The following is a 26557-nucleotide window of genomic DNA, read 5'->3' on the forward strand; positions in this document are numbered from 1 at the left end:
CCGCCGGGGTGGGCCCGTCGCTCGGTCAGCCGGCGAGCGTCTCGGCGAGGGCCGCGAGCTCGGCCGTCCCGCCCTCGACCGGGAATCCGTGCCCCACCAGGATCCGCTGCACGTCCAGCTCGGCGAGCGTCGCGACGCTGGCGATCGCGCTGGTCATGTCGGCGGTGAACTGGGCAGCGGGGCCTGCGACGCGACCGGCGTTGCCGACCAGCGCGTCGCCGGTGACGAGCAACCCGGCGGCGGGCTCGTGCACGCTGATGTGCCCGGCGGTGTGCCCCGGTGTCTCGATGATCGACAGGTCGAAGACCGTGTCGCCGTCGCCGACCGCGCTGATCTCCCGCGGAGCGGTCATGTTGGGGATGTCGGCCGCGCCGCCGTACAGGGCCGCGCCCGAGGCCAGGCCGGCAACGGCCTCCAGGCTGCCGACGTGGTCGCCGTGCTGGTGGGTGAGGATGACGTGGCCGACATCGCCCCAGCCGACCCCGGCCTCGGCCAGCACGGCCTCGATCGCGTCCTCGCTGCCCGCCACGCCGGTGTCGACGATCGCGGCCTCGCCCGCGCGCACCAGCACGTAGGCCGCCCCGATGCCGAGGTCCACGGTGTGGGGGACGACCAGCCCGGCAGCGTCGGGTGACGCGCCGTCGGTCGTCGGGTCGGCCGTGGGATCGGTCGAAGCGGTCGTCGGGGCCGCCGTGGGATCGGTCGGTGCCGTGACCTGCGCCACGGGCTCGTCCCCGCCGGAGCAGCCCCCGGCGAACCCCACGACCACGACTCCCGCGGCGGTTCTCCCCAGGTCGGTCAGGAACGTCCGGCGCGTGCGGGTCGCGGGCATCTCGGGCCTCCGGCCAGTCGGGTCACGATTGGCATCCCACCACGATCGTGGTCAGGGGTGCACTGGTGCACCGGATCCTACGATCGTCGCCGAACACCCGGCTCGCGAGATCGGCATCCGACCACGATTGTGGTCAGGGGTGCACCGGTGCACCGGATCCCACAATTGTCGCGGGAAGCCAGTTCCGGGTCGGGCGGCCGGTCGGGTCGGGCGGCCGGTCGGGTCGGGTCGGGGGGCCGTCGTGTCGGGTCGGGCGGCCGGCCGTGTCCGGCCCGAGCCGGTTCGAGGTCGGGATCGGCCGGAGGAGCCCGGACGGGGGTCAGGTGGTCGGCGGGCGGCCGATGAGCAGGTCGGCGAGGAGGTCGCTGACCACGGGGTGGTTCAGCAGGCCGAAGTGGTCGGTGCCGCCGACGTGGGTGACCGAGGCGGACCGGGCCCACGGCCGGCCGTCCGCACGGGCGGAGTCCCACCGCACCAGCAGGTCCCCGAGGGCGTGGCCCATCGGGTGGGTGTGGTCGTGGGTGATCGTCGCGCCGATGTTGTGGATGGTGACGCCCTCCCACGGCTCGGTGTCCGACGCCGTGCGGCTGCGCCAGCCGTCGGGGTCCTGGTCGGCCCAGTCCGACGCCCGCACGTACCCGTGGCGCAGGTCCTTGATGCCGGCGCTGCGCCGCTTGAGGATCGCGCCGAACGGGGCCATCTCGGGCACGCTCGCCAGCAGCCACGCGCCGGCGTTGGCCACCTTCTCCAGCGCCGCGCCCTCGTGGGGGGTGCCCAGCAGCACGACGTTGCGGACCAGCCCGGTCCAGCCAAGCCCGCTCGCGGCGGCGATGTCGGCCGCCCCGCGCAGCACCAGCCCGCCCATCGAGTGGCCGATCAGCAGCACCTCCTCCACCGGCTCGGGCCAGCGCGACGTCAGGCGGTCCAGCAGGTCGGCCATCTCCAGGGCGTTGTCGGAGATGTGCTTGCCGGTGTTGAACCGCACCAGCACGGGCGTGATCCCGGCCTGCTCGAGCAGGTCGGGGTAGGTGCCGCCGCGTTCGGCCGCACGGAACTGCCACGACTCGTCGTTCTCCACCAGCCCGTGCACCAGCACGGCGATCCGTCCGGTGGCCTCGGGGTACGCCGCGGCCAGCCCCTCCCGCGACAACCGGACGTCGCGTCCGTCGACCCGCGGGGACATCTGGATCGCCAGCGGGTTGTGCTGCTCGTCCAGCAGGTCGCCCAGCACCCCGTTGAGGACGGCGACCGACGACCGCCATCCACGGCTGCGCTCCAGCACCGCCGGATCACGAGTGGTCGCCCCGGCGCGCACGACCGCGCGCAGGGCGGTCCTCGCCCCGGCCCCGGCCATCCGCAACGTGCCGTAGACGGCGTCGGCGACCCCATCGTGCACCACCCTGATCGGCTTCGACCCCGGGACGAACCCGAAGGCGCGGTCGGCGACGGCCCGGTGGACCTCGCGGACGGTGTCGACGACCACGTCCTGCCAGACCTGCGGCAGCAGGTCGGCCAAGCCGTCCAGCGCGTCGTCACCGGTCGTGGCCGGCAGGTTGGTCGTGGTCGGCTCCATGGTGGTCACCACCCGAGTGTAAGGAGCGTGGGTCAGACGTCGAAGCCGGTCTGGGACTGCTGCTGCACCATCGGTTGCGGCGGCGGACTCGTGGACGCCGGCCCCGTGGGTGCTGGACCCGTGAGCGCAGGCCCCGGCGACGCCGTGCCGGCCGGTCGCACGCGCCGGACGTCGACGCTGACCTCCAGGCGCTGCGTGTCGCCGTCGGTGAAGATCACGCCCTTCAGCGGGGCGACGTCCCCATAGTCACGACCCCATGCGGTCGTGATGTAGCGGTCGCCCACGAACTGGTCGTTGGTCGGGTCGATGTCGACCCAGCCGATGTCGGGCACGAACACCGACGCCCACGCATGGGACACGTCGGCGCCCTGCAGCTTGGGCTTGCCGGGGGGCGGGTCGGTCTCGAGGTACCCCGAGACGTACCGGGCAGCCAGCCCCAGCGACCGCAGCGCCGCGATCGTCAGGTGGGCGAAGTCCTGGCACACCCCGGCCCGGCGGCGGAGCACGTCGTCGACGGGGGTGCCGACGGTCGTCGCCCCGGGCTGGAACTCGAAGTCACGATGGATCCGCGAGGACAGCTCCTCCACCGCCTCCAGGACCGGTCGGCCCGGTCGGAACGACGGCACGGCGTAGGCGGCGGCCGCCGCGGTGGTGGGGGCCTGCTCGGAGGCGAGCAGGAACTCGGTGGCCGCCAGCACCGAGGCAGGGTCCCCGCCGCCGGGCCCACCGGCCAGGCGGTCACGGACGGACTCCCACGGCTGGCTCGCCAGCAGCTGGTCGCCGATCGGCTGGCGGGTGACGTCGACGGTGCTGGACGCGGTCACCGACAGGCGGGTGTGGCCGGCGGACAGCTCGAAGAAGTGGGTCCGGTTGCCGAACCAGTCCACCCGCTCGTCCAGCGTGCCGGGCGTCGGGGTGACGGTCAGCTCGGCGGTGTGCACCTGCTGGCCCGGCATCGACCGCGGCAGCAGGTGGGCCTCGCCGTAGCTGGCGGAGACCTCCGACTCGTAGGTGTAGGTCGTGGTGTGCACGACGGCGAACGTCACGAGCGCACTCCTCCGCTGGTGTCGGCGCGCATGGTCCGCTGCGGGGCGAGGTGAGTGAAGTGGGCCCGGCGGACCTCCTCACCTGCCCGTGACATCAGGCCGTAGAGGTGGCTGAGGAAGTCGTCGAGCTCGCCGCGCACCTGGTCGGACTGGTCGCTGGCGAGGTGGTCGGTGTCGGCGACGCGCAGGGCCGTGGAGGCCTCGAGCACCGGCCGTTCGGTGGCCGACACCCGGCCGGCGCCGGGGTGGCCGGGCAGCATCGTCAGGTCCTCGGCGAGCCGGTCGAACTGGTAGGTCAACGACCGTGGGTTGTCGGGGTCCACGAGCAGCAGGTCGAGCAGCGTCGAGACCCGCGCGGTCGACCGGTACCGACGTCGGTAGGTGATGATCGACTCGGCGACGCGCAGGACTGACTCGGCGACCAGCCCGTCGGCGGCTTCCTCCCGCACGTGGGTGGTGGTCGCGCGCAGCAGGGCGAGGATCTGCAGGCCGCGTTCGATCCGCCGGCCGGCGTCCATGAAGCGCCAGCCCGCGTCGCGGATCATGTTCTCCGCGGCCAGCCCCTGGATGGACAGCAGGCCGTGCAGGACCCGGGCCATGTCGTCCAGGCGCAGCTCGCCGGGTTCGGCGGTCGGCATGCGGTTGGCCGGATCGGTCCTGGCCAGCCGACGCTGCAGGTCGACGACCACCAGCCACGTGTCGCCCGACAGCTGGTCGCGAACCACGTCGACGCTGTCCAGCAGGTTGCGGATGGCGTGGGCGAGCGTGCCCGGACGACGTTCGTCGCTGGCCAGGCTGGTCAGCTCGGCCTGGGGGCTGGCCAGGCGCCGGTCGGCGCCCGGTCCGACGAAGCCCGGGTACGTCGTGGTGACCTGGGTGACGGCCTGCAGGAGGGCAGTGATGCAGGCGACGCCGGGCCCGCTGGTGGCCTCGTGGAACTCGGTGCGACGGGCCTCGATCTCGCGCAGCAGCCGGGCGACCCCCTCGGCGCGCTCGGCGTAGCGTCCCAGCCAGTACAGGTTCTCCGCCGCGCGGGACGGCATCGTGGCGTCGGGGACGACGGGGTCGTCGGCACCGCCGTCGCTCCAGAACCCGGTGACTGGCTGGTGGGCGTCGCCGAGCACCCAGGTGTCCTTGGACCACGCGCCCTGGTGGTTGGCGATGATGATGCCGTCGTCGGGGGCCACTCGCGTCAGCCCGCCGGGCATGACGGTGTAGGAGGATCCGTCAGCCACCGCGAAGGTCCGCAGCACGGTGCGCCGGTCGACGATGCCGTCGGTGCCGATCGATGGCGACCGCGCGGGCGAGGCAGGTTCCTGGGCCACCCAGCGATGGGGGGCGGCGGCCACGCGGGCACGCAGCGCCAGCACCTCGCGGTCGTCCAGGCCCGCACCGACGATGGTGTTGTCGTGACCAGCGGTCCGGGCGGTCGGCTTGAACAACCACTCGCGGGGGGCCGCCATGACCTCGCGCCGTCCCTCCTCCTCCCCGAGCCACACCGTGTGGACCGACGGCAGCCGCAGCGACTGGCCCAGCAGGTGCTGGGCCAGCCCGGGCAGGAAGGCCTGCAGCGCGGGGTTCTCCAGCACCCCGCTGCCGAGGGTGTTGACCACGGCGACGGTGCCGTTGCGGACGGCGTTGACCAGCCCTGGGACGCCGATCAGCGAGTCGGGTCGCAGCTCCAGCGGGTCGCACCACTCCTCGTCGATGCGACGGACGATCACGTCGACGGGTTCGGGATGGCCGAGGCTGCGCAGCCACACCCGGCCGTCGCGGACCTGCAGGTCGCTGCCCTCGACCAGCGACAGCCCGAGTCGGGCGGCCAGCAGGGCGTGCTCGAACGCCGTCTCGTTGCGCGAGCCGGGCGACAGCAGGACGGTGCGCGGCAACGTCACGTCGCCGGGGGCGACCTGCTGCAACCCGCGTCGCAACGCGCGGAAGTACGGGGCCAGCCGCTGGACGTGGCTCGTGCGGTGCAGCTGGCCCATCACCCGCGAGGTGACGATACGGTTCTGCAGCGCGTAGGCCGCGCCGGACGGGGCCTGCGTGCGTTCCCCGAGCACCACCATCGCCCCGTCGGGCATGCGGGCGAGGTCCGCGGCGTAGGTGAACAGCTGCTGGGGGCCGTGCAGGTGCACCCCGTGCAGGGCGCGCAGGAACCCCGGATGGTCGTGGACCAGCCGTGCGGGCAGCAACCCCCTGGTCAGCAGCGTCCGGGGGCCGTACAGGTCGGCCAGCACCAGGTTCAGCAGCTCGGCGCGCTGCACGATCCCGGCTTCGATGCCTGCCCATTCCTCCCCGCTGATGATGAGGGGGAGGGGGTCGAGCTGCCACGCCAGCCGCTTGCCGGTGCCGGGGACGTGGTAGGTGACGCCGTCGTCCTCCAGCAGGCGGGCAACCTCGCGACGCAGCCGTCGCTGCTGTCGCAGGTCCATCGCCTCGACTGCGCGGTGCAACCCCTCCCAGCCCGGACGGATGCTGCCGTCGGGCGCCGTCATCTCGTTGGCGGCGTCCGTGGGGATGACGGGTTCGGCCGCTCCGTCGAGCACCGAGGTCACACGACCTCCGGGCCGGGCAGGTCAGCGGTCATCACGGGCGCCGCCGACGGGTCACGCCTCGCGGGCGTGACCGGTCGCAGGGTGAGGGCGGCGGAGGTCAAGGGTGCGAGGATACTCACCGCCGTCACGGGCCCCCCAGCGGTCGAGCTGCTCGATGTCGACGGGCCCGGGGGTGTGGCCGAGGACCTCGAAGCGGTTGACGCGCCGGGAGTCGGCCTCCAGCGGGTTGACCGGCATGCGGTCGTAGCCCATCCCTCCCTGGTGGACGACGTGGTAGCGCGCCCCGCCGAGCGACCGCCGGCTCCACCGGTCGATCACGTCGAACGTCAGCGGCGAGTGGATGCCGATCGTGGGGTGCAGGCCAGACGGCGGCTGCCAGGCCTTGAAGCGGACCGCGCCGACGGACGTGCCCGCCTCGGTGGTCGGCGTCAGCGGCACGGGCGCCCCGTTGCAGGTCACGATGTGGCGGGTGGGGGTCAGACCGCTCACCTTCACCTGGACCCGCTCCACGGAGGAGTCCACGAAGCGGGCCGTGCCCTGTCCGGTGGCCTCCTCACCGAGCACGTGCCACGGCTCGACGGCCTTGCGCAGCTCGATCTCGACGTCGTTGACGACGACGGTGCCCAGCCGCGGGAAGCGGAACTCCACGAACGGGTTCAGCCACGACGTCTGGAAGTCGTAGCCGTGCGCCTGCAGGTCGGCGACGACCTCGTGGGCGTCGGCCTGCGCGAACCACGGCAGCAGGAAGCGGTCGTGCAGCAGGCCACCCCAGCGGACCATCGAGCCGGCGTAGGGCTCCTGCCAGAACCGGCTGACCAGCGAGCGGACCAGCAGCGCCTGCACCAGCGACATCTGTGCGTGCGGCGGCATCTCGAAGCCGCGCAGCTCGAGCAGGCCCAGCCGGCCCCGCTCGCTGTCGGGGCTGAACAGCTTGTCGATGCAGAACTCGGCCCGGTGGGTGTTGCCGGTCAGGTCGGTCAGCAGGTGGCGCAGCGACCGGTCGACGACCCACGCCGGCGGCTGGCCGCCGTGCAGCTCGGCCTGACGGCCCATCTCGGCGAACGCGGTCTCCAGCTCGTACAACGACTCGTCGCGGCCCTCGTCGACGCGGGGTGCCTGTGAGGTCGGGCCGATGAACTTGCCGGAGAACAGGTACGACAGCGACGGATGGTGCTGCCAGTAGGTGATCATCGACTGCAGCAGGTCGGGGCGACGCAGCAGCGGGGAGTCCGCCGGCGTCTCGGCGCCGAGGGTGATGTGGTTGCCACCGCCGGAGCCGGTGTGGCTGCCGTCGAGGTCGAACTTCTCCGTGCCCAGCCGCGCGTGGTGGGCGTCCTCGTAGACGCCGTTGATGATCGTCGACAGGTCCTCCCAGTCCGCCGCCGGGTGCACGTTGACCTCGATGACCCCGGGGTCAGGTGCCACGACGAGGTTGCGCAGGCGCGGGTCGCTGGGCGGCGTGTAACCCTCCAGCACGACCTGCACGCCCATGTCGGCGGCGGCGTCCTCCACGACGTTGAGGACGTCCTGGGTGTGCTCGAGGTGGGTCAGCGGCGGGAAGAACACGTGCAGCCGGCCGTCGCGGACCTCCACGCACACCGCGCTGAACGGACCGTTCTGGATGGGCAGCATCCGCGCGCCGCGTTCGCCGGCGGGGGCGCCGGCCGCAGCGTCGGGGTCGCCGGGGCTCATCGGCTGGCCGTACTCCTGGGCGGTCAGGGGGTCGCCGGTGGGCCGCTGGAGGAACAGCTGGTCGAACGTCGACCGCTCGGGCTGGACCTTGGGGTCGTGCCACGACAGCCCGGGGAGGGGCAGGCGCAGGCCCATCGGCGAGTCACCGGGCATCAGCACCAGCCGGCCACGGCGGAACTCCCAGCGGGCGGTCGCCCAGCCGAGGCCGTCGTGGTGCAGCGGGACCGCGAAGCCGTTGGGGTTGAGGTCCCGCTTGTCGATGGCCTCCAGCAGGCGACGACGTTCGTCGGGGTCGACCAGCCGGTCGTCGTCGGGGTCGATGTCGACGACGGGGGCGGGCCCGACCGGCAGCGTGGACTCCTTCCACAGCCGGTACAGCTCGTCCTCCCACGCGGCGTGCACGTTGTCGTCGGGGACGCCGAAGGACTCCGCGATCCTGCGGGCCATCTCCTCGGCGTCCGTCACCGTGGCGGTCGAGGGGTCCCACGGCGAACCGAGCAACCCGGGGTCGCTCCACAGGGTCTGGCCGTCGGTGCGCCAGTACAGGCCGGTCTGCCACCGCGGCAGCGGCTCGCCGGGGTACCACTTGCCCTGGCCGTGGTGGATCAGGCCGCCGTCGGCGAACCGGGCGAAGAGCCGCTGTGACAGGTCCCACGCACGCTCGCGCTTGTGGAAGCCGTCGGCGGCGGTGTTCCACTCCGGCGCCTCCATGTCGTCGATCGACACGAACGTCGGCTCGCCACCCTGGGTCAGCCGGACGTCGCCGGCCTGCAGGTCGGCGTCGACCCGTCGCCCGAGGGCGTCGACGTCCTTCCACTGCTGCACGGTGTAGGGCTTGGTGACCCGGGGATCCTCGTGGATGCGGGTGACCAGGTTGGCGTGGTCGAACTCGACCTCGGCCTCGTCCACCGCCCCCTCGATGGGGGCGGCCGACCGCGGTTCGGGGGTGGCCGCCAGCGGGATGTGGCCCTCGCCGGCGAACAGGCCCGACGTCGGATCCATGCCGACCCAACCGGCGCCCGGCAGGTAGACCTCCGTCCAGGCGTGCAGGTCGGTGAAGTCCTGTGCCGGTCCGCTGGGCCCGTCGAGGGACTTCACGTCGGCGGTCAGCTGGACCAGGTAGCCGGAGACGAAGCGGGACGCCAGGCCCAGACGACGCAGGATCTGCACCAGCAGCCAGCCGGAGTCGCGGCAGGACCCCAGCGCCTTCTCCAGCGTCTCCTCCGGGTCCTGCACACCCGGCTCCATGCGGGTGGTGTAGGCGATGTCGCTCATCACCCGGCGGTTCAGCTCGACCAGGAAGTCGATCGTGCGCATGCCCTCGTTGCCCTTGCGGGCGGGGGCGATGTCGCGGACGCGGTCGTTCATCCACTCCGCCAGCAGCGGACCGGGCTCGTCGGCGTCCAGGTAGACCGCGAGGTCACGCTTCAGCGACGGCTCGTAGGTGAACGGATGGGTCTCGGCGTACTCGTCGACGAAGAAGTCGAACGGGTTGATCGTCGTCATGTCGGCGACGAGGTCGACGACGAACTCCAGCTTCTCGGTCTTCTCGTGGAAGACCAGGCGGGCCAGGTAGTTGCCGAACGGGTCCTGCTGCCAGTTGAGGAAGTGGTCCTCCGGCGTGACCTTCAGCGAGTAGGACAGGATCGGCGTGCGGGTGTGCGCGGCAGGGCGCAGGCGCACCACGTGGGGACCGAGCCCGACAGGCCGGTCGTAGGTGTAGGTGGTGCGGTGGGTCAGGGCGACATGGATGGCCATGCGTGGGGCTCCTGGCGGTGGTGGGGGAGGTGGGGCGGAAGGGTGATCAGGCCGAGGTCGACACGGAGCGCGTCGAGGACTGCGACTGACGCTGGACCTGCTGACCGTTGCCCTCGGACTCGGGCACGACCGGCTCGGCTGGTGCCGGCTCCGTGGTCGCGACCGCTGGTTCGGTCTCCGGCAGTGACACCGGTGGGGGAGCGAACCAGGTGTCGGACGCCGTGGCATGGATGTGGCCGATGTCGGTCTGCAGGCGGTCCATGAAGTCGTGCAGGTCGGCCGGCGCCATGGCCCGCAGGTGCACGTCCAGGTCCGCTCGGTCGAGCCGGATCAGGGCGTCACCGACGGCGGTGATCACGGGCGCGGAGTTCGGCAGCTCGCGCAGCCGCAGGTCGAGCTCGACGAGGCAGTGGGCCACCGAGCGGGGGAACTCCCGGTCGGTGAGGAGGAAGTTCAGCGCGCGGCTGCCCGAGACGCCCGCCCGTGCGACGCGGCGGAACATCTGCATCGCCGAGACCGACTTCAGCACCGACATCCAGGTGACGTCGGCGTAGGTGTTGCCCGTGGAGATCTGCTGGAGCAGCACCTGGGCCTGCACGTCCAGGACACGGGTCGTCATGTCGGCCCGCTCCAGGTGCCGACCGACCTGCAGGAACCGGTAGCTCTCGTCGTGGCTCATCGTCCCGCTGAGCAGCCCGGACACCGTCTGGCACTTGCGGATCAGGTCCTCCGCCCACTCCGTGCGGCTGCGTCGCGGAACCGCCTTGCCCTGCGTGTCGCGTCCCCACAGGTGCAGGTGGTTGACCTGCTCCCAGCCGGAGCGGGGCAGCAGGGCCCGGACCGAGCGAAGGTTCGCGCGGGCCGCGTCGAGGCAGGACAGCACCGAGCTGGGGTTGTCCGGCGAGGTGGTCAGGAACGTGACCACGCGCAGCTCCTCGCTGAGGCCGGAGTCGTCCCCGTTCTGGCGGACGTGTTCGTCGTAGGCGTCACCGGACCCGGTGACGGCCAGCAGCGGGCTCCAGCCCATGGAGGTCGCCTGCGGCAGGTCCATGTACAGCTCGGTGTGGACCTTGACCAGGCGAGCGGTGTCCTCGGCCCGTTCCAGGTAGCGGCCGGCCCAGTAGATGTTCTCGGCGAGTCGTGACAGCAGCATGGTCAGCGTCCCTCTCCTGTCGGGGATGCGGTCGGCGGGGCCGTGGCCATCCCGGGAGTGGCCATCTCGGGAGTGGTCGTCCCGGGGGTCGGGTCCAGCACCCAGGTGTCCTTGCTGCCCCCGCCCTGCGAGGAGTTGACGACCAGGGACCCCTCGGTGAACGCCACGCGGGTCAACCCGCCGTTGGTCACGTACGGCCGGGGCCCGGAGAGGATGAACGGTCGCAGGTCGAGGTGGCGGGGCACCACCCGACCATCGCGCAGCGTGGGTGCCGTGGACAGGGTGAGGGTCGGCTGGGCGATGTAGTTGCGGGGGTCGGCCTGGATCGCCGCGGCCACGTCCTCCTTCTCCTGCGCGGTGGACTTGGGGCCGATGAACAGCCCGTAGCCGCCGGACTCGTTGGCCGGCTTCACGACCAGCTCGTCGAGGTGGTCGAGGACCCACGCCCGCTGGCGGTCGTCGTCGCACAGGTACGTCGGCACGTTGGGGATCAGCGGATCCTCGTCGAGGTAGAACCGGATGATGTCGGGCACGTAGGCGTACACGACCTTGTCGTCGGCCACACCTGCGCCGGGGGCGTTGGCCAGGGCGACCGTGCCGGCCTTCCAGGCCCGCATCAGCCCGGGGACACCGAGCGCGGAGTCCGGCCGGAACGCCTCGGGGTCGAGGAACGCGTCGTCGATGCGGCGGTAGATGACGTCGACGCGGACCGGCCCGTCGATCGTCCGCATCTGCACGCAGTCGTCGGCGTCGACGAACAGGTCGTTGCCCTCCACGAGGTGGGCGCCCATCTCCTGGGCCAGGAACGCGTGCTCGAAGTACGCGCTGTTGAACACGCCGGGCGTCAGCACACAGATCACGGGCTGCTCGCCCGGGCGCGGCGAGAGGTCGGCCAGCATGTCGCGCAGGGCGTTGGGGTAGCTGTCGACGGGGTGGATGTCGAGGCCCTGGAACGCCTCGCCGAGCACGCGCTTGGTGATCGCGCGATTCTCCAGCATGTAGCTGACCCCGGAGGGCACCCGCAGGTTGTCCTCCAGGACGTACATCGTGCCCTCGGCGTCGCGCACGAGGTCGCTGCCGGAGATGTGGGCCCAGACACCGCCCTTGGGGTTCGCGCCGACGCACTCGGGGCGGAAGTTGACCGAGCCCTTCAGCACGTGGGCGGGGAAGACTCCCTCGCTGATGATGCGCTGGTCGTGGTACAGGTCGTCGATGAACATGTTCAGGGCGGTCAGCCGCTGGATGAGTCCCCTGGAGACCCCGTCCCACTCCTGGGTGGAGATGACCCGCGGGATGATGTCGAACGGCCACGCCCGGTCGATGTTCTCGCCCTCGGAGTAGACGGTGAAGCTGATGCCCATCGTCTTGATGGCCAGCTCCGCGTCCTCCTGCCGCTGGGTCAGGTCATCGAGCCTGCCCAGCATGTCCACGAGGCCGGCGCACTCCGGACGGGGCCGCCCGTCGGGGTCGATCATCTCGTCGAAGCAGCCGTCGCTGCGGTAGGCATGCCACATGCGGGCCTCCAGGGGGACCGCCTCCTCGTGTTCGGGGTATCGGACGCGGGGGGGCGCCCAGCAGTCGTCGGTGACGCAGCACAAGTCACCGTAGCGAACCCAGGTGACGGATGTGTTGCGAACCGCGGCGTCTGCACCCCCAGTCCTCGCCCGTTCACCGTGGGTCCAAACGTTCCCGAAAAGGGAACGCCCCCGGCGCGGCGGCCGGGGGCGAGGGGCTGACGGCTGGCGACGGCCCTAGCCGAACCGACCGGTCACGTAGTCCTCGGTGGCCTTCTCCGACGGCTTGGAGAAGATCACGGCGGTGTCGTCGATCTCGACGAGCTTGCCGGGCTTGCCGGTGCCCTCGATGTTGAAGAACCCGGTCCGGTCCGAGACACGGGCGGCCTGCTGCATGTTGTGGGTCACGATGACGATCGTGTAGCTGTCCTTGAGCTCGCTGATCAGGTCCTCGATGGCGAGGGTCGAGATCGGGTCGAGGGCCGAGCAGGGCTCGTCCATCAGCAGCACGTCGGGGCGCAGCGCGATGGCACGGGCGATGCACAGGCGCTGCTGCTGGCCGCCCGAGAGGCCCGATCCGGGCTTGTCGAGGCGGTCCGACACCTCGGTCCAGAGGTTGGCGCCCCGCAGGGAGCTCTCCACGAGGTCGTCGGCGTCGGACTTCTTCAGGCGCTTGTTGTTCAGCCGCATGCCCGCGAGCACGTTCTCGTAGATCGACATCGTCGGGAACGGGTTCGGGCGCTGGAAGACCATGCCGACCTTGCGGCGCACGAGCACCGGGTCCACACCGGGGGCGTACAGGTCCTCGCCGTTCAGCGAGACGTGGCCGGTGACGTAGGCCCCGCTGATGACCTCGTGCATGCGGTTGAGGGACCGCAGGAACGTCGACTTGCCGCAGCCCGACGGGCCGATCAGCGCGGTCACCGAGCGCGGGAAGATGGTCATGTCGACACCCTCCACGGCCTTGAACTTGCCGTAGTAGATGTCGAGGTCCTTCACCTCGATGCGGTTGACCATCTCGTCGGACCGATCCACGGATTCGCGCGCGGTGGCGATCTGCGCGATCTCGTTGCTGTTGGGGTCCACGGTGTCGGTGTCCACGGTCGAGGGGGCGGCGGTGTCGGGAGCGGCGGTGTCGGTGTCCACGGCGAGTGCGGTCTCCGTCTGGTTGGCGAGCGTCATGTCGGTTCCGTTCGAGTCCATGGCTACTTCAGTCCCTTCGGCTTCAGCACGCTGGCCAGCACCCGTGCGAGGCCGAAGAGGACCATCACGACGAGCATCAGGGTCAACGACGCGGCCCAGGAACGGTCGTAGGACGCCTGGATGCCCTCGCCGAAGCCCGGCTGCTGGTAGGAGTAGTACGCGAAGATCGGCAGCGTCTCCATGCGGTCGCTGAACGGGTTCAGGTTCGTGGAGTCGGTGGTGCCGACGGCGATGAGCAACGGGGCGGTCTCGCCGATGACGCGGGCGATGGCCAGCGTGACGCCGGTGAGGATGCCGCCGATGGAGGTCGGCAGGACGATCTTGGTGATGGTGCGCCACTTCGGGACGCCCAGGCCGTAGGACGCCTCGCGCAGCTCGTTGGGCACCAGCCGGATCATCTCCTCCGCGGAGCGGACGACGATCGGCACCATCAGGACGCTCAGCGCGACCGCGCCGGCGAAGCCGTTCTTCGTGCCGGGGCCGGCGAGCTGGGCGAACAGGCCGGCGGCGAACAGGCCGGCGACGATGGAGGGGATGCCGGTCATGACGTCGACCAGGAGGGTGACGGCCCTGGCCAGCGGCCCCCGGCCGTACTCCACCAGGTAGACGGCGGTCATGATGCCGATCGGCACCGAGATCGCGGCAGCGAGCGCGGTGATGATCAGCGTGCCGATGAGGGCGTGGCTGGCACCGCCGCCGACACCGACGACGTTTCGCATCGTCTCGGTGAAGAACGCCATGTCGAAGCGGGCGGTGCCCTTCTCCACGACGGTGTAGATCACGCTGACGAGCGGCAGGACGGCCAGCGCGAACGCCAGGCTGACGATGGTCGTCACCATGCGGTCGGTGGCGCGTCGGGCACCTTCGGTGCGGCGGGACACGCTGTAGAGGGCGACCATGTAGCAGGCGGTCGCGATCAGGATCATCAGCGCGTAGTTGGCGCCGAACAGCGCGAGGGTGATCCCCACGCCGGCGGCGACCGAGCCTGCGGCGATGCCGATCACGGTGTTGCTGGCGAGGGTGCCCTGGCGGATGGAGGCCGGGGTGTTGCTGCCCGTGGTGAGGGGCTCGCGGGTCTGGGTCGATGCCATCTCAGTTCGCTCCGGAGAACGCGTTGCTGGTGATGCGGCGGGCGCCGAAGTTCACCAGGAAGGTGATGACGAACAGCACCAGGCCCGTCAGGAACAACCCGTTGATGGCCAGGCCCGAGGACTCGGGGAAGCGCAGGGCGATGTTCGGGGCGATCGCCTGGGAGTTCTGGGTGGAGATGATGTTGAGGCTGATCAGGCCCGGGGTCGGGGAGAGGATCAGCGCGAGGGCCATCGTCTCGCCGAGCGCACGACCGAGGCCGAGCATGGTGGCGGAGATGATCCCCGACCGTGCGTAGGGCAGCACGGCCATCTTGATGAGCTCCCAGCGGGTGGCGCCGAGGGCCAGGGCGGCTTCCTCGTGCAGGCGCGGCGTCTGCAGGAAGATCTCGCGGCTGATGGCGGTGATGATCGGCAGGATCATGACCGCGAGCACCAGTGTGGCGACCAGCAGTGTTCGACCGGAGTTGGCGACGGGACCGGCGAAGAGCGGCAGCCACCCGAGCCCGCGTTCGAGCACACCCATGAGGGGCACGAGCAGCGGCGCGAGGACGAACAGGCCCCACAGCCCGAACACGACCGACGGCACGGCGGCGAGGATGTCGGTCAGGTACCCCAGCGACGTGGACAGCTTGCGTGGCGCGTAGTGGGAGATGAACAGCGCGATGGCGATCGCCAGCGGCGTGGCGATGATCAGCGCGAGGATCGCGGCGTAGACGGTGCCGAAGACCAGCGGCGCCAGGAAGTCCCACAGGCTCTCGGCGTTGCCGCTCAGCTCCGCGGGGTCGGCGGAGATGGCAGGGATGGCTTCCTTGACGAGGAAGAAGGCCACGCCGGCCAGCGCGAGGAGGATGACGATGCCGGCGCCGGTGGAGACGCCCGAGAAGATCCGGTCAGCGCCCTGGGTGCCACGCTCGTCGGTGACGGTGTCAGGGGTTGACGGGGCACCGGTCGAGTCGAGGTCGGGGGAGAGGTTGGTGCTCACGAGTATTCGAGTGTGGAGATGGGCTCGGGGGCCGGCAACCGATGTGCAGCATGTTCAACTTCCGTTCACTCGAACGTCCGTCGTCGTGCTGTCCGGCGCCGACACGGTCACGGCCCGGCCGGCAGTGCTGCCGACCGGGCCGTGGGAGCCGTGTGGTGGTCGGCTACGCGACCGTGATGGTCTCGAGGAAGCTGGCGATCTCGCCGCGCAGCGTCTCGGAGATGGGGGCGGAACCGGCGGAGGCGGCGGACGCGGCCTGGCCGTCCTCGGAGCCGACGTACTGCATGAACGCCTTCACCAGGTCGACCTCGGTCTGGTCGCCGTAGGCCTGGCAGACGATGTGGTAGGAGACCAGGACGATCGGGTAGACGCCGGACTCGGTGGTGTCACGAGCCAGCTCGATCGCGAAGTCGCCCTCGGGGCGACCCTCGGCGCGAGGGGAGACGTCGACGACGGCGGCAGCGGCCTCGGGGGAGAAGGCGACGAACTCGTCACCCACGCCGACGGCGACGGTGCCCAGGCCGGCGATCTGCGAGGCGTCGGCGTAGCCGATGGAGCCGTTGCCGGCGGTGATGGCCTGGACCACACCGGAGGTCTGGGCAGCGCCCTCGCCGCCGGCCTCGGTCGGCCAGGTCTCGATCTCGCCGTACGGCCACGCGTCGGGGGCCACGACCTCGAGGTACCCGGTGAAGTTCTCGGTGGTGCCGGAGTCGTCGGAGCGGTGGACCGGGTTGATGGCCAGGTCGGGCAGCTCGACGCCCTCGTTGACCTCGGCGATGGCCGGGTCGTTCCAGTTGGTGATGGTGCCGGCGAAGATGCCGCCGATCACGTCGGGGGTCATGTTCAGCGACTCGATGCCGTCGAGGTTGAAGGCAACGGCGACCGGCGAGATGTAGTGGGGGATGCTGATGGCGGGGTTGCCGTCCACGCAGCGCTCCTCGGACGCGGCGAGCTCCTCCTCGTCGAGGAAGGCGTCGGAACCCGCGAAGGTCGTGGCGCCGGCGAGGAACTGCTCGCGGCCACCGCCGGACCCGATCGGGTCGTAGTTGACGGTGACACCCTCGTTGGCGCTCTGGAAGCCAGCGACCCAGCCGTCCATCGCGGCGGCCTGCGACGATGCACCGGCCCCGACCAGGGTGCCGGAGAGGTCGCCCGCGGGGACGTCCTCGGCCATGTCGTCGTCGGCGTCGGTGGTCTCGTCGGCCTCGGTGGTCTCGTCGGCGGCATCTTCCTCGGCGGCGGTGTCGTCGGACGCGCAGGCGGTGGCAACCATGGCCAGCAGCGCGATGAGCGCCAGCAGGGTGCGCCAGGTGTATCGCATGGTGATTCTTCTCCTGAAGGTCGGGGAGGTCCCCGGAGGGGGATGTGGGCCAACTACTGGAGTAGTTGACTGGCGGGAGTCTGCGTGCGCTGTCTTTCCGCCGGCCGATCGCCACGTGGACGTTGGGTGAACACGGGCAAGCGGGCCTGTCGGCGTCACGCGACCCGAGGACACAGTTCGTTCACCGCATGAACGAACGATGAACGACCGGGTGACCGCCAGGTGAACTCCCCTCGCCGGAGCGTGATCGGCGCCCGACCGGCCACGTCCGGGCAACTCGGGCCCCTGTGCCAGGGGCCCCGAGTCCTATGCGGAGAGGGCGGGTGGACCGGCGTCGATGACGAGTCCGGCGGCGGCATCGGCGTCGACGCGGACGGTGTCGCCGTCGTCGAGGTGGCCGTCGAGGAGCAGCAACGCGACCCTGTCCTCCAGCTCCTTGCGGAGGACCCGCTTGAGGGGGCGGGCACCGTAGATGGGGTCGAAGCCCCGATCGGCGAGCCAGTCCCGGGCACCATCGGTGACCTCCAGCGCCAGGTCGCGCTGGGCGAACCGATCGGCCACCCGGGCCAGCTGGACGTCCACGATGCGTCGCAGCGCATCCCGGTCGAGGCGGTGGAAGATGAGGATCTCGTCGAGGCGGTTGAGGAACTCGGGGCGGAAGTGGCTGCGCACCTCGGCCATCACCTTCTCGTTGCGGACCTCCTCGGACTCCGTGGGGTCGAGGATGTGCTGGCTGCCGAGGTTGCTGGTCATGATGACGACGGTGTTGCGGAAGTCGACGGTCCGGCCCTGGCCGTCGGTCAGCCGACCGTCGTCGAGCAGCTGCAGCAGCGCGTTGAACACGTCGGGGTGAGCCTTCTCGACCTCGTCCAGCAGCACCACGGAGTACGGCCGCCGCCGGACGGGCTCGGTCAGCTGCCCGCCCTCGTCGTGGCCGACGTAGCCCGGAGGGGCACCCAGCAGCCGCGAGACGGTGTGCTTCTCGCCGAACTCGCCCATGTCGATGCGGACCATCGCCCGCTCGTCGTTGAACAGGTAGTCCGCGAGCGTGCGGGCGAGCTCGGTCTTGCCCACGCCGGTGGGACCGAGGAAGAGGAAGGATCCGACGGGTCGGTCGGGATCGGCCAGGCCCGCGCGGGACCGGCGAACCGCATCGGCCACCGCCGTGACGGCCTCGGCCTGGCCGACGACACGCTCCGACAGGTGCGACTCGAGGTTGACCAGCTTGTCCCGCTCGCCCTCCAGCAGGCGGTCGGTCGGGATGCCGGTCCACTTCGCCACGACGGCGGCGATGTCGCTGGCATCGACCTCCTCCTTCAGCAGCGCACCGTCGGCCTGCACCGCCGCGAGCGCCTCGGACGCCTCGGTGAGGCGTCCCTCCAGGCTCGGGATGCGGCCGTACTCCAGCTCGCCCGCCGTCGCGAAGTCACCGTCGCGCTTGGCCTTCTCCAGCTGCTCGCGGGCCTGCTCGATCTCGCCCATCAGCCCGGACACGGCGTGGATGGCGGCCTTCTCGCGGTCCCACCGGGCACGCAGCGTGCCGAGCTCACCGTGCAGCGCCTCCAGCTCGTCGGCGATCGAGGCCAGCCGGTCGGTGGCGGTCTCGTCACCCTCCAGCGCCGCCTTCTCGATCTCCAGCTGCTTGGCGCGCCGGTCGAGCACGTCGATCTCCGCGGGCATCGAGTCGATCTCGATCCGCAGCCGGCTGGTGGCCTCGTCGACGAGGTCGATGGCCTTGTCCGGCAGGAACCGGTCGGTCAGGTAGCGGTCCGACAGCCGGGTGGCGGCGACCAGGGCCGCGTCGGTGATCCGGACCCCGTGGTGGACCTCGTAGCGTTCCTTGAGCCCGCGGAGGATGGCGACGGTGTCCTCCAGGGAGGGCTCGCCGACCTTGACCGGCTGGAACCGGCGCTCCAGGGCCTTGTCGCCCTCGATGTCGGTGTACTCCTTCAGCGTGGTCGCGCCGATCATGCGCAGCTGGCCGCGGGCGAGCATGGGCTTGAGCATGTTGCCCGCGTCCATGGAGCCCTCGGCCTTGCCGGCGCCGACGATGGTGTGCAGCTCGTCGATGAAGGTGATCAGCTGGCCCTCGCTGGCCTCGATCTCGGTGAGGACGGCCTTCAGGCGCTCCTCGAACTCGCCGCGGTACTTCGCGCCGGCGATCATCGCACCGAGGTCGAGCGCGATGAGCCGCTTGTCCTTGAGGCCCTCGGGGACGTCGCCGGCGACGATGCGCTGGGCCAGCCCCTCCACGATCGCGGTCTTGCCCACCCCGGGCTCGCCGATCAGCACCGGGTTGTTCTTGGTGCGGCGGGACAGGACCTGGATGACCCGGCGGATCTCCTCGTCGCGGCCGATGACCGGGTCGAGCCTGCCGTCCTGGGCCAGCAGCGTCAGGTCCTGGGCGTACTTCTCCAGGGCCTCGTAGGTGCCCTCGGGGGTGGCGGAGGTGACCCGCTGGTTGCCGCGGACCTGCTTGAGGCCCGCCAGGACGCCTTCCTCGTCGAGGCCGGCGTCCTGCAGGGCCTTGCCGGTGGGGTTCTTGCCGGCGACCAGCGCGAGCAGCAGGTGCTCGGTGGAGGTGTACTCGTCGCCCAGCTGTCCGGCGCGTTCCTCGGCGTCGTCGAGGACGGCGATCAGGACCTGGGACAGCTTGGGCTGGCCGGTGGCGCCGCGGGCGGTCGGCGAGGTGGCGATCTGGTCCTCGGCCAGGCGGCGGATCGCGGTCGGGGTGACCCCGACGCGGTCGAGGATCGGGATGACGGGGCCTTCGGTCTGCTGGATCAGCGCGTGCAGCAGGTGGCCCGGACGGACCTCGGGGTTGCCGCGCCGCTCGGCGTCCTGCACGGAGGCCGCCACCGCTTCGCGCGACTTGAGTGTGAAGCGCTCAAAGTTCATGGTGCCGAAGATAGCAGACCTGAGTGTGTCCCGCTCAGGTTTCTCCGGGGGGATGTGCGATGCTCCGGGCCCATGAGCGACGACCTGCTGACCACGATCCGCCCCCTCGTCGAGCGAGCGTTCCCCTTCGTCGAGCGGATGAGGCTGCGGTTGGACCACATCGAGCCCGGTCGGGTGCGGATGACCTGCCCGCTGGAGCCCAACGGCAACCACATCGGGACGATGTACGCCGGGGCCCTGTTCACCCTGGCCGAGATCCCCGGTGGCGCGCTGTTCCTCTCCACCTTCGACGCCGCGACGTACTACCCGATCGTCAAGGGCATGGAGATCACGTTCGTGAAGCTGGCGACGACCGACATCTCCGTGGAGGTGTCGATCTCCCCCGAGGAGGTCGCCCGGATCACCGCGGAGGCCGACGCCAACGGCAAGGCCGACTTCGAGTGGGACTGCGAGCTGACCGACACCGACGGCAACGTGGTCTGCGTGACCACCAACCGCTACCAGCTGCGTCGACACGGGTCCTAGCCATCCCGTCGGGCAGGATTCGACGGGTCGGTCGTCGAACAGGTCGGCATGTCCCGTCTTCGCCCCGTGCTGGCCGCCTCCGTTGCGGCGGCGCTCGCGCTCCTGCCCATCGCCTCCGGCGCCACCACCCAGGACGCACCCGTCCTGGCGTTCCCGGCCCCGGTCGATCCCCAGTCGTGGGAGCTGCCCGAGTGGCAGACCACCGACGACTACCGGGCGATCCCCGGCGTGGACTGGAATGACCCCGAGCGCCAGGCGGCCAAGCCGATCCGCGCGGCGATGATCTTCGGCGACTTCCAGGATCGCGACTTCGTGGTCACCGAGCCCGCCGGGAGCGACGTGTTCGGCGTCGACCAGGAGTGGGCCGACCGCGTCCCCGGCTTCGACGGACCGGTTGCCAACCCCATCGTGGGTGGCGTGGCACGCGAGGACGTCGGCGAGTTCTACACCGACCTGATCGTCAACGAACCCAGCGAGATCAACAACTTCCACACGGTCAACGAGTACTGGCTGGAGGACTCCTACGGCCTGATCGGCGTGGAGGCCACCCCGTTCGGTCCCTACCGGATGTCGGGCAAGGAGCACGAGTACGGGCTCGGGGGCAGTGACGCCGGCGGTGGCGCCAACCAGTGCCCCCAGGGCGACACGTGCGGCTCGGGCAGCCTGCCGCTGGTCGGCGGCTTCGCCGGTGGCTTCGACACCGAGCTGATCCAGGCGGCGGCAGCCGACACGACCACCGGGATGGTGTTCAACGCCGAGGACTACGACTTCCGCTGGCTGGTCCACGCCGGCTACGACGAGTCGGGCACGTGGCAGGAGTTCGGCGAGATGATGTTCGACGGCCCCGAGGCCGTCACCGACCGCTTCGGTCCGCCCGCACCCGTCCGCAGCGAGCTGGGCATGTGCGACTCGGCCTGCCCCAACGCGGCAGCCACCCGCTACGTCGACTGGACCTCGTGGGCGGCGTCGGAGGGCATCTGGTCCCACGCCGTTCCCGGTGTCAGCTCCACCCAGGGCGAGAACGACGGCTCGGCGGTCTTCGCCCACGAGCTGTCCCACATCTTCGGCGTGCTCGACAACTACAACAACCCCTACGGCACGCCGGTGCGCCGCTCCTACACGGGCCCCTGGGCGATGCTGTCCCGCGGTGCGTTCAACGGCCCCGGCGGCGCACACACCCGCTGGCAGATCCCCGCGGTCCAGGGCGCCTCGATGGGCTCCCACCACATGCTGCGCAACAAGATCCGCCTGGGCTTCACCCCGCCGCACGAGGTGCTGACCGTCGACGCCCGCGCCCTGGCCGTCACCGGTCCGGTCGCCGCGGACATCTTCCCGCGCGCCTACCCGCTGGCGCCCATCACCGGTGACGTCGGCCTGCACGGCATGGTCATCAACCTGGGTCGCGACCGCAGCCCGTCCTGCTCGACCGCGCAGGACCACACCTGTGACGGCGGCGGCTACGACAACTACACCGTCGAGGTCGTCGACCAGATGGGCCACGACTCCTACACCCCCGACCACGGCGTCCTGATCGCCAAGAACAAGACCGGCGTGGACCTCGGCCCGTTCATGTGGGCCATCGACGCCCACCCCGAGGACATCAACACGGTCACCGGCGTCGGCGAGCACGAGGGCCGCGAGGTGTACGACTTCATCCGCCCCGACGGCACCCGCGCGGCCATCTCTCTGGGCGATGCCCGCCAGCTGGCCGACGCGCTGTTCCACGCCGGGACCGGCGACGACGTCGTCAACACGTGGGTCGACGACGCCAACCGCCTGCAGTTCTACGTCCTGACGACCGAGCACGACGCCGACGACCCGATGTCGATCGGCAGCTACCGCGTGGCCGTCCGGTCCCTCGACGGCCACGGCCCGATCGACCCGGCGACCACCATCACCTCGACCGGCGACACGACCGTGCCCATGGGTGAGGTCGTGACGCTGGAGTTCGACCTGGCCAACCTCGGCATCACCGACATCTCCCGCCTGTCGGTCGACACCGACCTCGAGGCGCGGCTGCCCCATGAGTACGTCGAGGTCGCGGCGCTCGGCGGCACGACCGTGCAGGTCCACGTCGGCCTCGCGGAGGGCAACACCGGCGCCCACGGCGTGACCCTGACCGCCACGTCGGAGCTGACCGGCGAGGCCGTCACGGACACCGCGACGGTCATCGTGACCGACGACGGTGCGGCCGGTCCGACGCTGCCCGGCCTGGCGCTCGTCCTCCCGGCCCTGCCCGCCGGCTGGCTGGCCGTCCGCCGCCGCGCCTGACCGGGACCGGTCAGCCGGCTGGGCCGAACGTGGCCTGGCCGGTCGTGGCCGGGCCGGTGGCGGCGAACGCCGCGGGGGCGCCGGCGGTCGGGAAGGACGCCTCCAGCAGGTAGGGGCCGTAGTTCTCGCCGTAGACCGCGGCGACGATCTGGTAGTCCCCGTCGGCGGGGATCACTAGCTCGAGGCGGGCGTTGGGGTAGCCGCCCCCGTCGTCGTCGCTGGCCAACAGGTTGCCCTGGCTGTCGAAGATCCCCAGCAGCGGGTCGGTGGCCTCGAAGCCGGGGACGCGCATCTCGACCACGAGCGAATCGCCGGCGGACCCCGTGTAGACGTAGCCGTACTCCGGCACGTCCGGCGACAGCTCCTGTGTGTCGCTGAACGCTGGTGCCGGGTCGGCCACCAGCAGGAAGTTGCCGGTGGTGCCGCCGAAGCCGGTGACCTCGATGCAGTAGGTGCCCTCCTCGGGCAGGACCGCGTCGATGCGGCTGTTCAGCAGGCTGTCGCCGTCGTCGTTGGAGTACAGCAGCGTGCCGTCGGGCCCGTAGAGGTGCATGACCGGGTCCAGGCCCAGCTCGAAGTCGCCGTACTGGTTGTCGGCCCGGAAGCGCAGCGCCTCGGCCTCGAAGCCGAAGAACGTGCTGTACGACGACGGCGCGCTCGGCGTCGTCAGGCCCGGGGTGATCGTGGAGAACGGCAGCTCGGGGGCACCGATGCACCCACCGGCTCCGCCGCCGCCGGCCATCGCACCGCTGCGGTCGGTCAGCACGGTGTAGACCGCCGTGGTGAACGCCGACGTCGGGGCCGTGAAGGACGCCGTCGTCGACGGGACGAGCGGCCGGCCCGGCTCCACCACCAGGATCTGGCGGCCCGACGGATCGGCGGGCACCTCACAGGTCGCCCCCGGCGTCTGGAACGACAGGTCGGGCTCGATCAGCACGCCGTCACACGTGATCTGGAGGTTCTCGGGGTTGAAGACCTGGCCCGTCACGCCCTCGGGTGGGCTGGGTGGTGTCCCGATCTCGGTGGTGTCGGTGCGGAGGATCCAGACCACGCTGACGTCGGCGACCGAGCCGATGTCGTCGAATCCGAACGTCGCGGTGGTGCCACGCCCCAGGGCCAGCGGGTTGCGCAGCCCGGCATCGCTCCACGAGTAGACGCCCCACAGCACGCTGCTGCCCAGGCCGCTCGGCACCTGCGCCTCGGCGGTGCAGGTGTCGCCGGGCAACGCCTCCAGCGGGAACGACGTCAGCCCGAAGGTCTCGACGAAGAAGTCCTCGTGCAGGTAGCTGGCCTCGTAGGTGGCGTCCTCGTGGGCCTCGTCCCCGGCGGGTCCCGAACAGCTGATCCGGTCCGCCACGTACAGCGGGGTCGAGGGGATCTCCGAGCCGAAGCTGAAGATCGAGGAGGACACCGTGACCCCGTCACCCCGCGCCAGGTCGGGCACGAGGGCGTAGGAGTACCCCTGCTGGACCCGGGCGCCCTCCTGGCCCCAGGTGACGTCGAGGCTGCAGGTGCTGAACGGCGGGAAGGTGCCGGCCAGCACGAACGAGGTCCGTCCGCTGCCATCGGTGACCAGGTCCTGCTGCCCGTCCAGGCACGATCCCTTGACGGTCACGGGTGTGTTGGCGCCCTCCTCGACCGGGGTCAGGGTGACCTGCACGGACTGTCCCGGCTGGACCAGCGAGTTGATCGGCGGGTTGACGTCCAGCAGCGGGAAGGCGACCAGGCCCAGCTCCTCGCGGCCACCGTCGCAGGCGAGCGGATGGACCACGCAGGTCACCGCCACCGGGTCGCCGGCCTGTGCGAACGCGGCGCCGGTCGACAGGAACGCCTCGGTCTCCGGGGGCAGCATGATGCCGTCGGCCAGCACGATCGGCGCGTCGAGCACCGCGGCGTGTCCGGCTGCGGCGAACCCGCCGGCGAACCCGTTGGGGCTGGTGCCGTCGACCAGGACGACACGGTCGGTGTCGCCGGCGTCGTCGACGCCCAGCTCCTTGGCGATCTCGATCGCGGTGGCGGCCCGCGAGTCCCCGGCGATGCGCTCGGTGATGCCGACCATCCTGCGGACCTCGTCCTCGACGGCAGCCGACACGGCGGCGGTCCCGCCGATGATCATGACGCGCTCGATGGAGGAGGCGGCCATGTAGTCACGGGTCGCCTGGGTCAGGGCGTTGGTGTCGGTCAGGAGGATCGGCCAGCCGTTCTCCGCGGCCATGGCGCCCGACGCCAGCGCGTCGGCGAACCCCTGGGTCGGGTTGTTCGGGTCGCTCGCGCCGGCCCGCGCGAGGATCGCCGTCGTGGCCTCGGGCGCCTCGGCCCGGGCGATCTCGATGGCGGTCTCGAACCGGCTGCCGCCCTCACGCCGGTCGGTCCGCAGTCCCGCCTGCTGGAACTGCGCCTCCACCTCGGACGAGACGGCCGCATTGCCCCCGAGGATCACGGCCTCCTCCGCGCCGAGGCGCCGGATCTCGTCGAGCACACGGGTCGGGACCTGCCCCTGTGAGGGCACCATCAGCAACGGCGAGTCGTCCTGCAGCACCCCCGACGCAAGCGCGTCGGCGAACTGGTCGTCGCGGGAGATGGCCACCCGCCGCACGTCGGTCCGCGGGGTGGCCTCGCTGAGGCGAACGACCAGCTCGACGTTGGACGGGGCGTCGTCGTCCTTGATCACCTGCAGGAAGTCGACCGGCGCGTCCGGCTGCGCCGCCGCGGGTGCGATGGCCAGCAGGGCCGCGACCAGCGCCCCCAGCAGGACCGTGGCGGTCGCTCGAACATCCACTCGAGTACGGATGGGCATCTCCACGCCTTCGTTCGTGGCCCCCTCAACGGGCCCCCGTCGGCAGTATAGGAACGCAGGACCAGGCGATGGAAGGTGTTGGCGTTTCGTCACCGACGGGTCCGGCTGGACACGGCCGCCCCCGTCGGCGAGGCTGTGAGACAACCAGAGTCTTTCTGTCTCATGATCCCATGGAGGGCCCCGTGGATTTCACCCTGTCCGAGGAACAGCAGCAGCTGTACAAGTCCCTGGTCGCGTTCGCGCGAGACGTCGTCGAACCCGAGGCCGGCGCCCGCGACAGGGAGGGCCGCTTCGACCGCGCGGTCTGGGATGCCTGCGGCGAGGTGGGGCTGACCGGTATCTGCATCTCCGAGGAGTACGGCGGTGGAGGGGCGGGTGCCCTCGACACGGGGTTGGCGCTCGAGGCGTTGGCCTACGGGGGGCACGACGCCGGACTCGGCCTCTCCATGGGTGCCCACCTGGTCATCGGGTCCAAGCCGATCGACCTGCACGGCACACCCGAGCAGAAGGCCAAGTACCTGCCGAAGCTCGCCTCCGGCGAGTGGATCGGCGCGTTCGGCATCACCGAACCCGACGCCGGCTCCGACACCGCGTCGTTGACCAGCAGGGGCGAACGGGACGGCGACCACTGGGTCCTCAACGGCACGAAGACCTTCATCACCAACGGGCCGGTCTGTGACGTGTTCACCGTCGTGGTCCGCACCGACCCCGACGCCTCCGCCGGGGCGGGCATGACCGCCTTCGTGCTCGACGCCGACACCCCCGGACTCAGCGTCGGCAACCACCTGGACAAGATGGGCAACCGGTCCTCGCCGACCAGCGAGATGATCATGGAGGACGTGCGCGCGCCCGACAGCGCCCGCCTCGGACCGGAGGGATCGGCCCTGTGGGCGGTCGGCTTCGAGTGCTTCGACTGGGAGCGCACCGTCATGCTCGGCTCGGCCATCGGCGGGATGCAGCGGGGGCTGGACGACTCGATCGCCTACGCCAAGCAGCGCGAGGCGTTCGGCAAGCCGATCGCCCACTTCCAGGCCATCGGGCACAAGTTCGCCGACATGAAGATGAACCTGGAGGCCAGCCGGCTGATGCTGCGCAGGGGCGCGTGGCTCAAGGACCAGGGTCTCGAGCACATGATGGAGGCCTCGATGGCGAAGGCCTTCATCGCCAAGTGCGCCCTGGAGAACGCCGACAACGCCATCCAGATCCACGGCGGCTGGGGCTACATCAAGGACTTCCCGGTCGAGCGGGCCTGGCGCGACGCCAAGTTGTCCTCCATCGGTGGCGGGACCACGGAGATCCAGAAGATGGTCATCTCGCGCATGCTGCTCTCCTGAGCCGGCCTC

Annotated in this window: 16 protein-coding genes; 3 read left to right on the forward strand and 13 right to left on the reverse strand. The window is 71.0% G+C overall.

Annotated elements, in window-relative coordinates:
• Positions 1–25 precede the first annotated feature (25 nt).
• The 12 genes from CUC05_RS17015 to clpB form a co-directional block, all read right to left on the reverse strand.
• Entirely contained in the window at positions 26–832 is an 807-nt protein-coding gene (locus tag CUC05_RS17015) for an MBL fold metallo-hydrolase (RefSeq protein ID WP_108667332.1), read from the reverse strand.
• A gap of 319 nt (positions 833–1151) precedes the next feature.
• Positions 1152–2405 carry a lipase family alpha/beta hydrolase gene (locus tag CUC05_RS17020; protein ID WP_240606276.1) on the reverse strand — a complete coding sequence of 418 codons (1254 nt, stop codon included), beginning with the start codon at positions 2403–2405 and terminating at the stop codon, positions 1152–1154.
• A 32-nt stretch (positions 2406–2437) separates the two neighbouring features.
• Positions 2438–3451, reverse strand: a complete 1014-nt coding sequence (locus CUC05_RS17025; protein WP_108667334.1) for a transglutaminase family protein — start codon at positions 3449–3451, stop codon at positions 2438–2440.
• Complete coding sequence (locus tag CUC05_RS17030; protein ID WP_108667335.1) at positions 3448–6009, reverse strand: circularly permuted type 2 ATP-grasp protein; 2562 nt, start codon at positions 6007–6009, stop codon at positions 3448–3450. Before CUC05_RS17030 ends, CUC05_RS17025 begins: the two co-directional genes overlap by 4 nt.
• A 51-nt stretch (positions 6010–6060) precedes the next feature.
• A complete protein-coding gene (locus CUC05_RS17035) occupies positions 6061–9459 on the reverse strand; it encodes a transglutaminase family protein (protein WP_108667336.1) in 3399 nt (1132 codons plus the stop codon).
• Between the two features lie 46 nt (positions 9460–9505).
• A complete protein-coding gene (locus tag CUC05_RS17040; RefSeq protein WP_108667337.1) occupies positions 9506–10612 on the reverse strand; it encodes an alpha-E domain-containing protein in 1107 nt (368 codons plus the stop codon).
• Between the two features lie 2 nt (positions 10613–10614).
• Positions 10615–12126: a circularly permuted type 2 ATP-grasp protein gene (locus CUC05_RS17045; RefSeq protein ID WP_108667338.1), complete on the reverse strand. Its 1512-nt coding sequence runs from the start codon at positions 12124–12126 to the stop codon at positions 10615–10617.
• 237 nt (positions 12127–12363) lie between these two features.
• Entirely contained in the window at positions 12364–13143 is a 780-nt protein-coding gene (gene pstB / locus CUC05_RS17050) for a phosphate ABC transporter ATP-binding protein PstB (protein WP_108667445.1), read from the reverse strand.
• 188 nt (positions 13144–13331) lie between these two features.
• Positions 13332–14420: a phosphate ABC transporter permease PstA gene (pstA, locus tag CUC05_RS17055; protein ID WP_108667339.1), complete on the reverse strand. Its 1089-nt coding sequence runs from the start codon at positions 14418–14420 to the stop codon at positions 13332–13334.
• A 1-nt stretch (position 14421) separates the two neighbouring features.
• Complete coding sequence (gene pstC, locus CUC05_RS17060; RefSeq protein ID WP_108667340.1) at positions 14422–15402, reverse strand: phosphate ABC transporter permease subunit PstC; 981 nt, start codon at positions 15400–15402, stop codon at positions 14422–14424.
• Between the two features lie 163 nt (positions 15403–15565).
• Entirely contained in the window at positions 15566–16723 is a 1158-nt protein-coding gene (locus CUC05_RS17065; RefSeq protein ID WP_205712397.1) for a phosphate ABC transporter substrate-binding protein PstS, read from the reverse strand.
• A 306-nt stretch (positions 16724–17029) separates the two neighbouring features.
• On the reverse strand, positions 17030–19621 hold the full coding sequence (clpB, locus tag CUC05_RS17070) for an ATP-dependent chaperone ClpB (protein WP_108667341.1): 2592 nt from the start codon (positions 19619–19621) through the stop codon (positions 17030–17032).
• Positions 19622–19693: 72 nt separating this feature from the next.
• Between clpB and CUC05_RS17075 the strand changes: the two genes are divergently transcribed.
• Positions 19694–20146 carry a YiiD C-terminal domain-containing protein gene (locus CUC05_RS17075; RefSeq protein WP_108667342.1) on the forward strand — a complete coding sequence of 151 codons (453 nt, stop codon included), beginning with the start codon at positions 19694–19696 and terminating at the stop codon, positions 20144–20146.
• 48 nt (positions 20147–20194) lie between these two features.
• Entirely contained in the window at positions 20195–22417 is a 2223-nt protein-coding gene (locus tag CUC05_RS17080) for a metallopeptidase domain-containing protein (RefSeq protein ID WP_157965683.1), read from the forward strand.
• Between the two features lie 10 nt (positions 22418–22427).
• Here CUC05_RS17080 and CUC05_RS17085 read toward each other — a convergent pair whose 3' ends face one another.
• Positions 22428–25214 carry a cell wall-binding repeat-containing protein gene (locus CUC05_RS17085; protein ID WP_157965684.1) on the reverse strand — a complete coding sequence of 929 codons (2787 nt, stop codon included), beginning with the start codon at positions 25212–25214 and terminating at the stop codon, positions 22428–22430.
• A 182-nt stretch (positions 25215–25396) separates the two neighbouring features.
• On the opposite strand from CUC05_RS17085, the gene CUC05_RS17090 reads away from it, so the two are divergent.
• Complete coding sequence (locus CUC05_RS17090; protein ID WP_170128045.1) at positions 25397–26548, forward strand: acyl-CoA dehydrogenase family protein; 1152 nt, start codon at positions 25397–25399, stop codon at positions 26546–26548.
• The last annotated feature ends 9 nt before the right edge of the window (positions 26549–26557 follow it).

The organism is Euzebya rosea (genome assembly GCF_003073135.1).
Taxonomy (GTDB): Bacteria; Actinomycetota; Nitriliruptoria; order Euzebyales; family Euzebyaceae; genus Euzebya; species Euzebya rosea.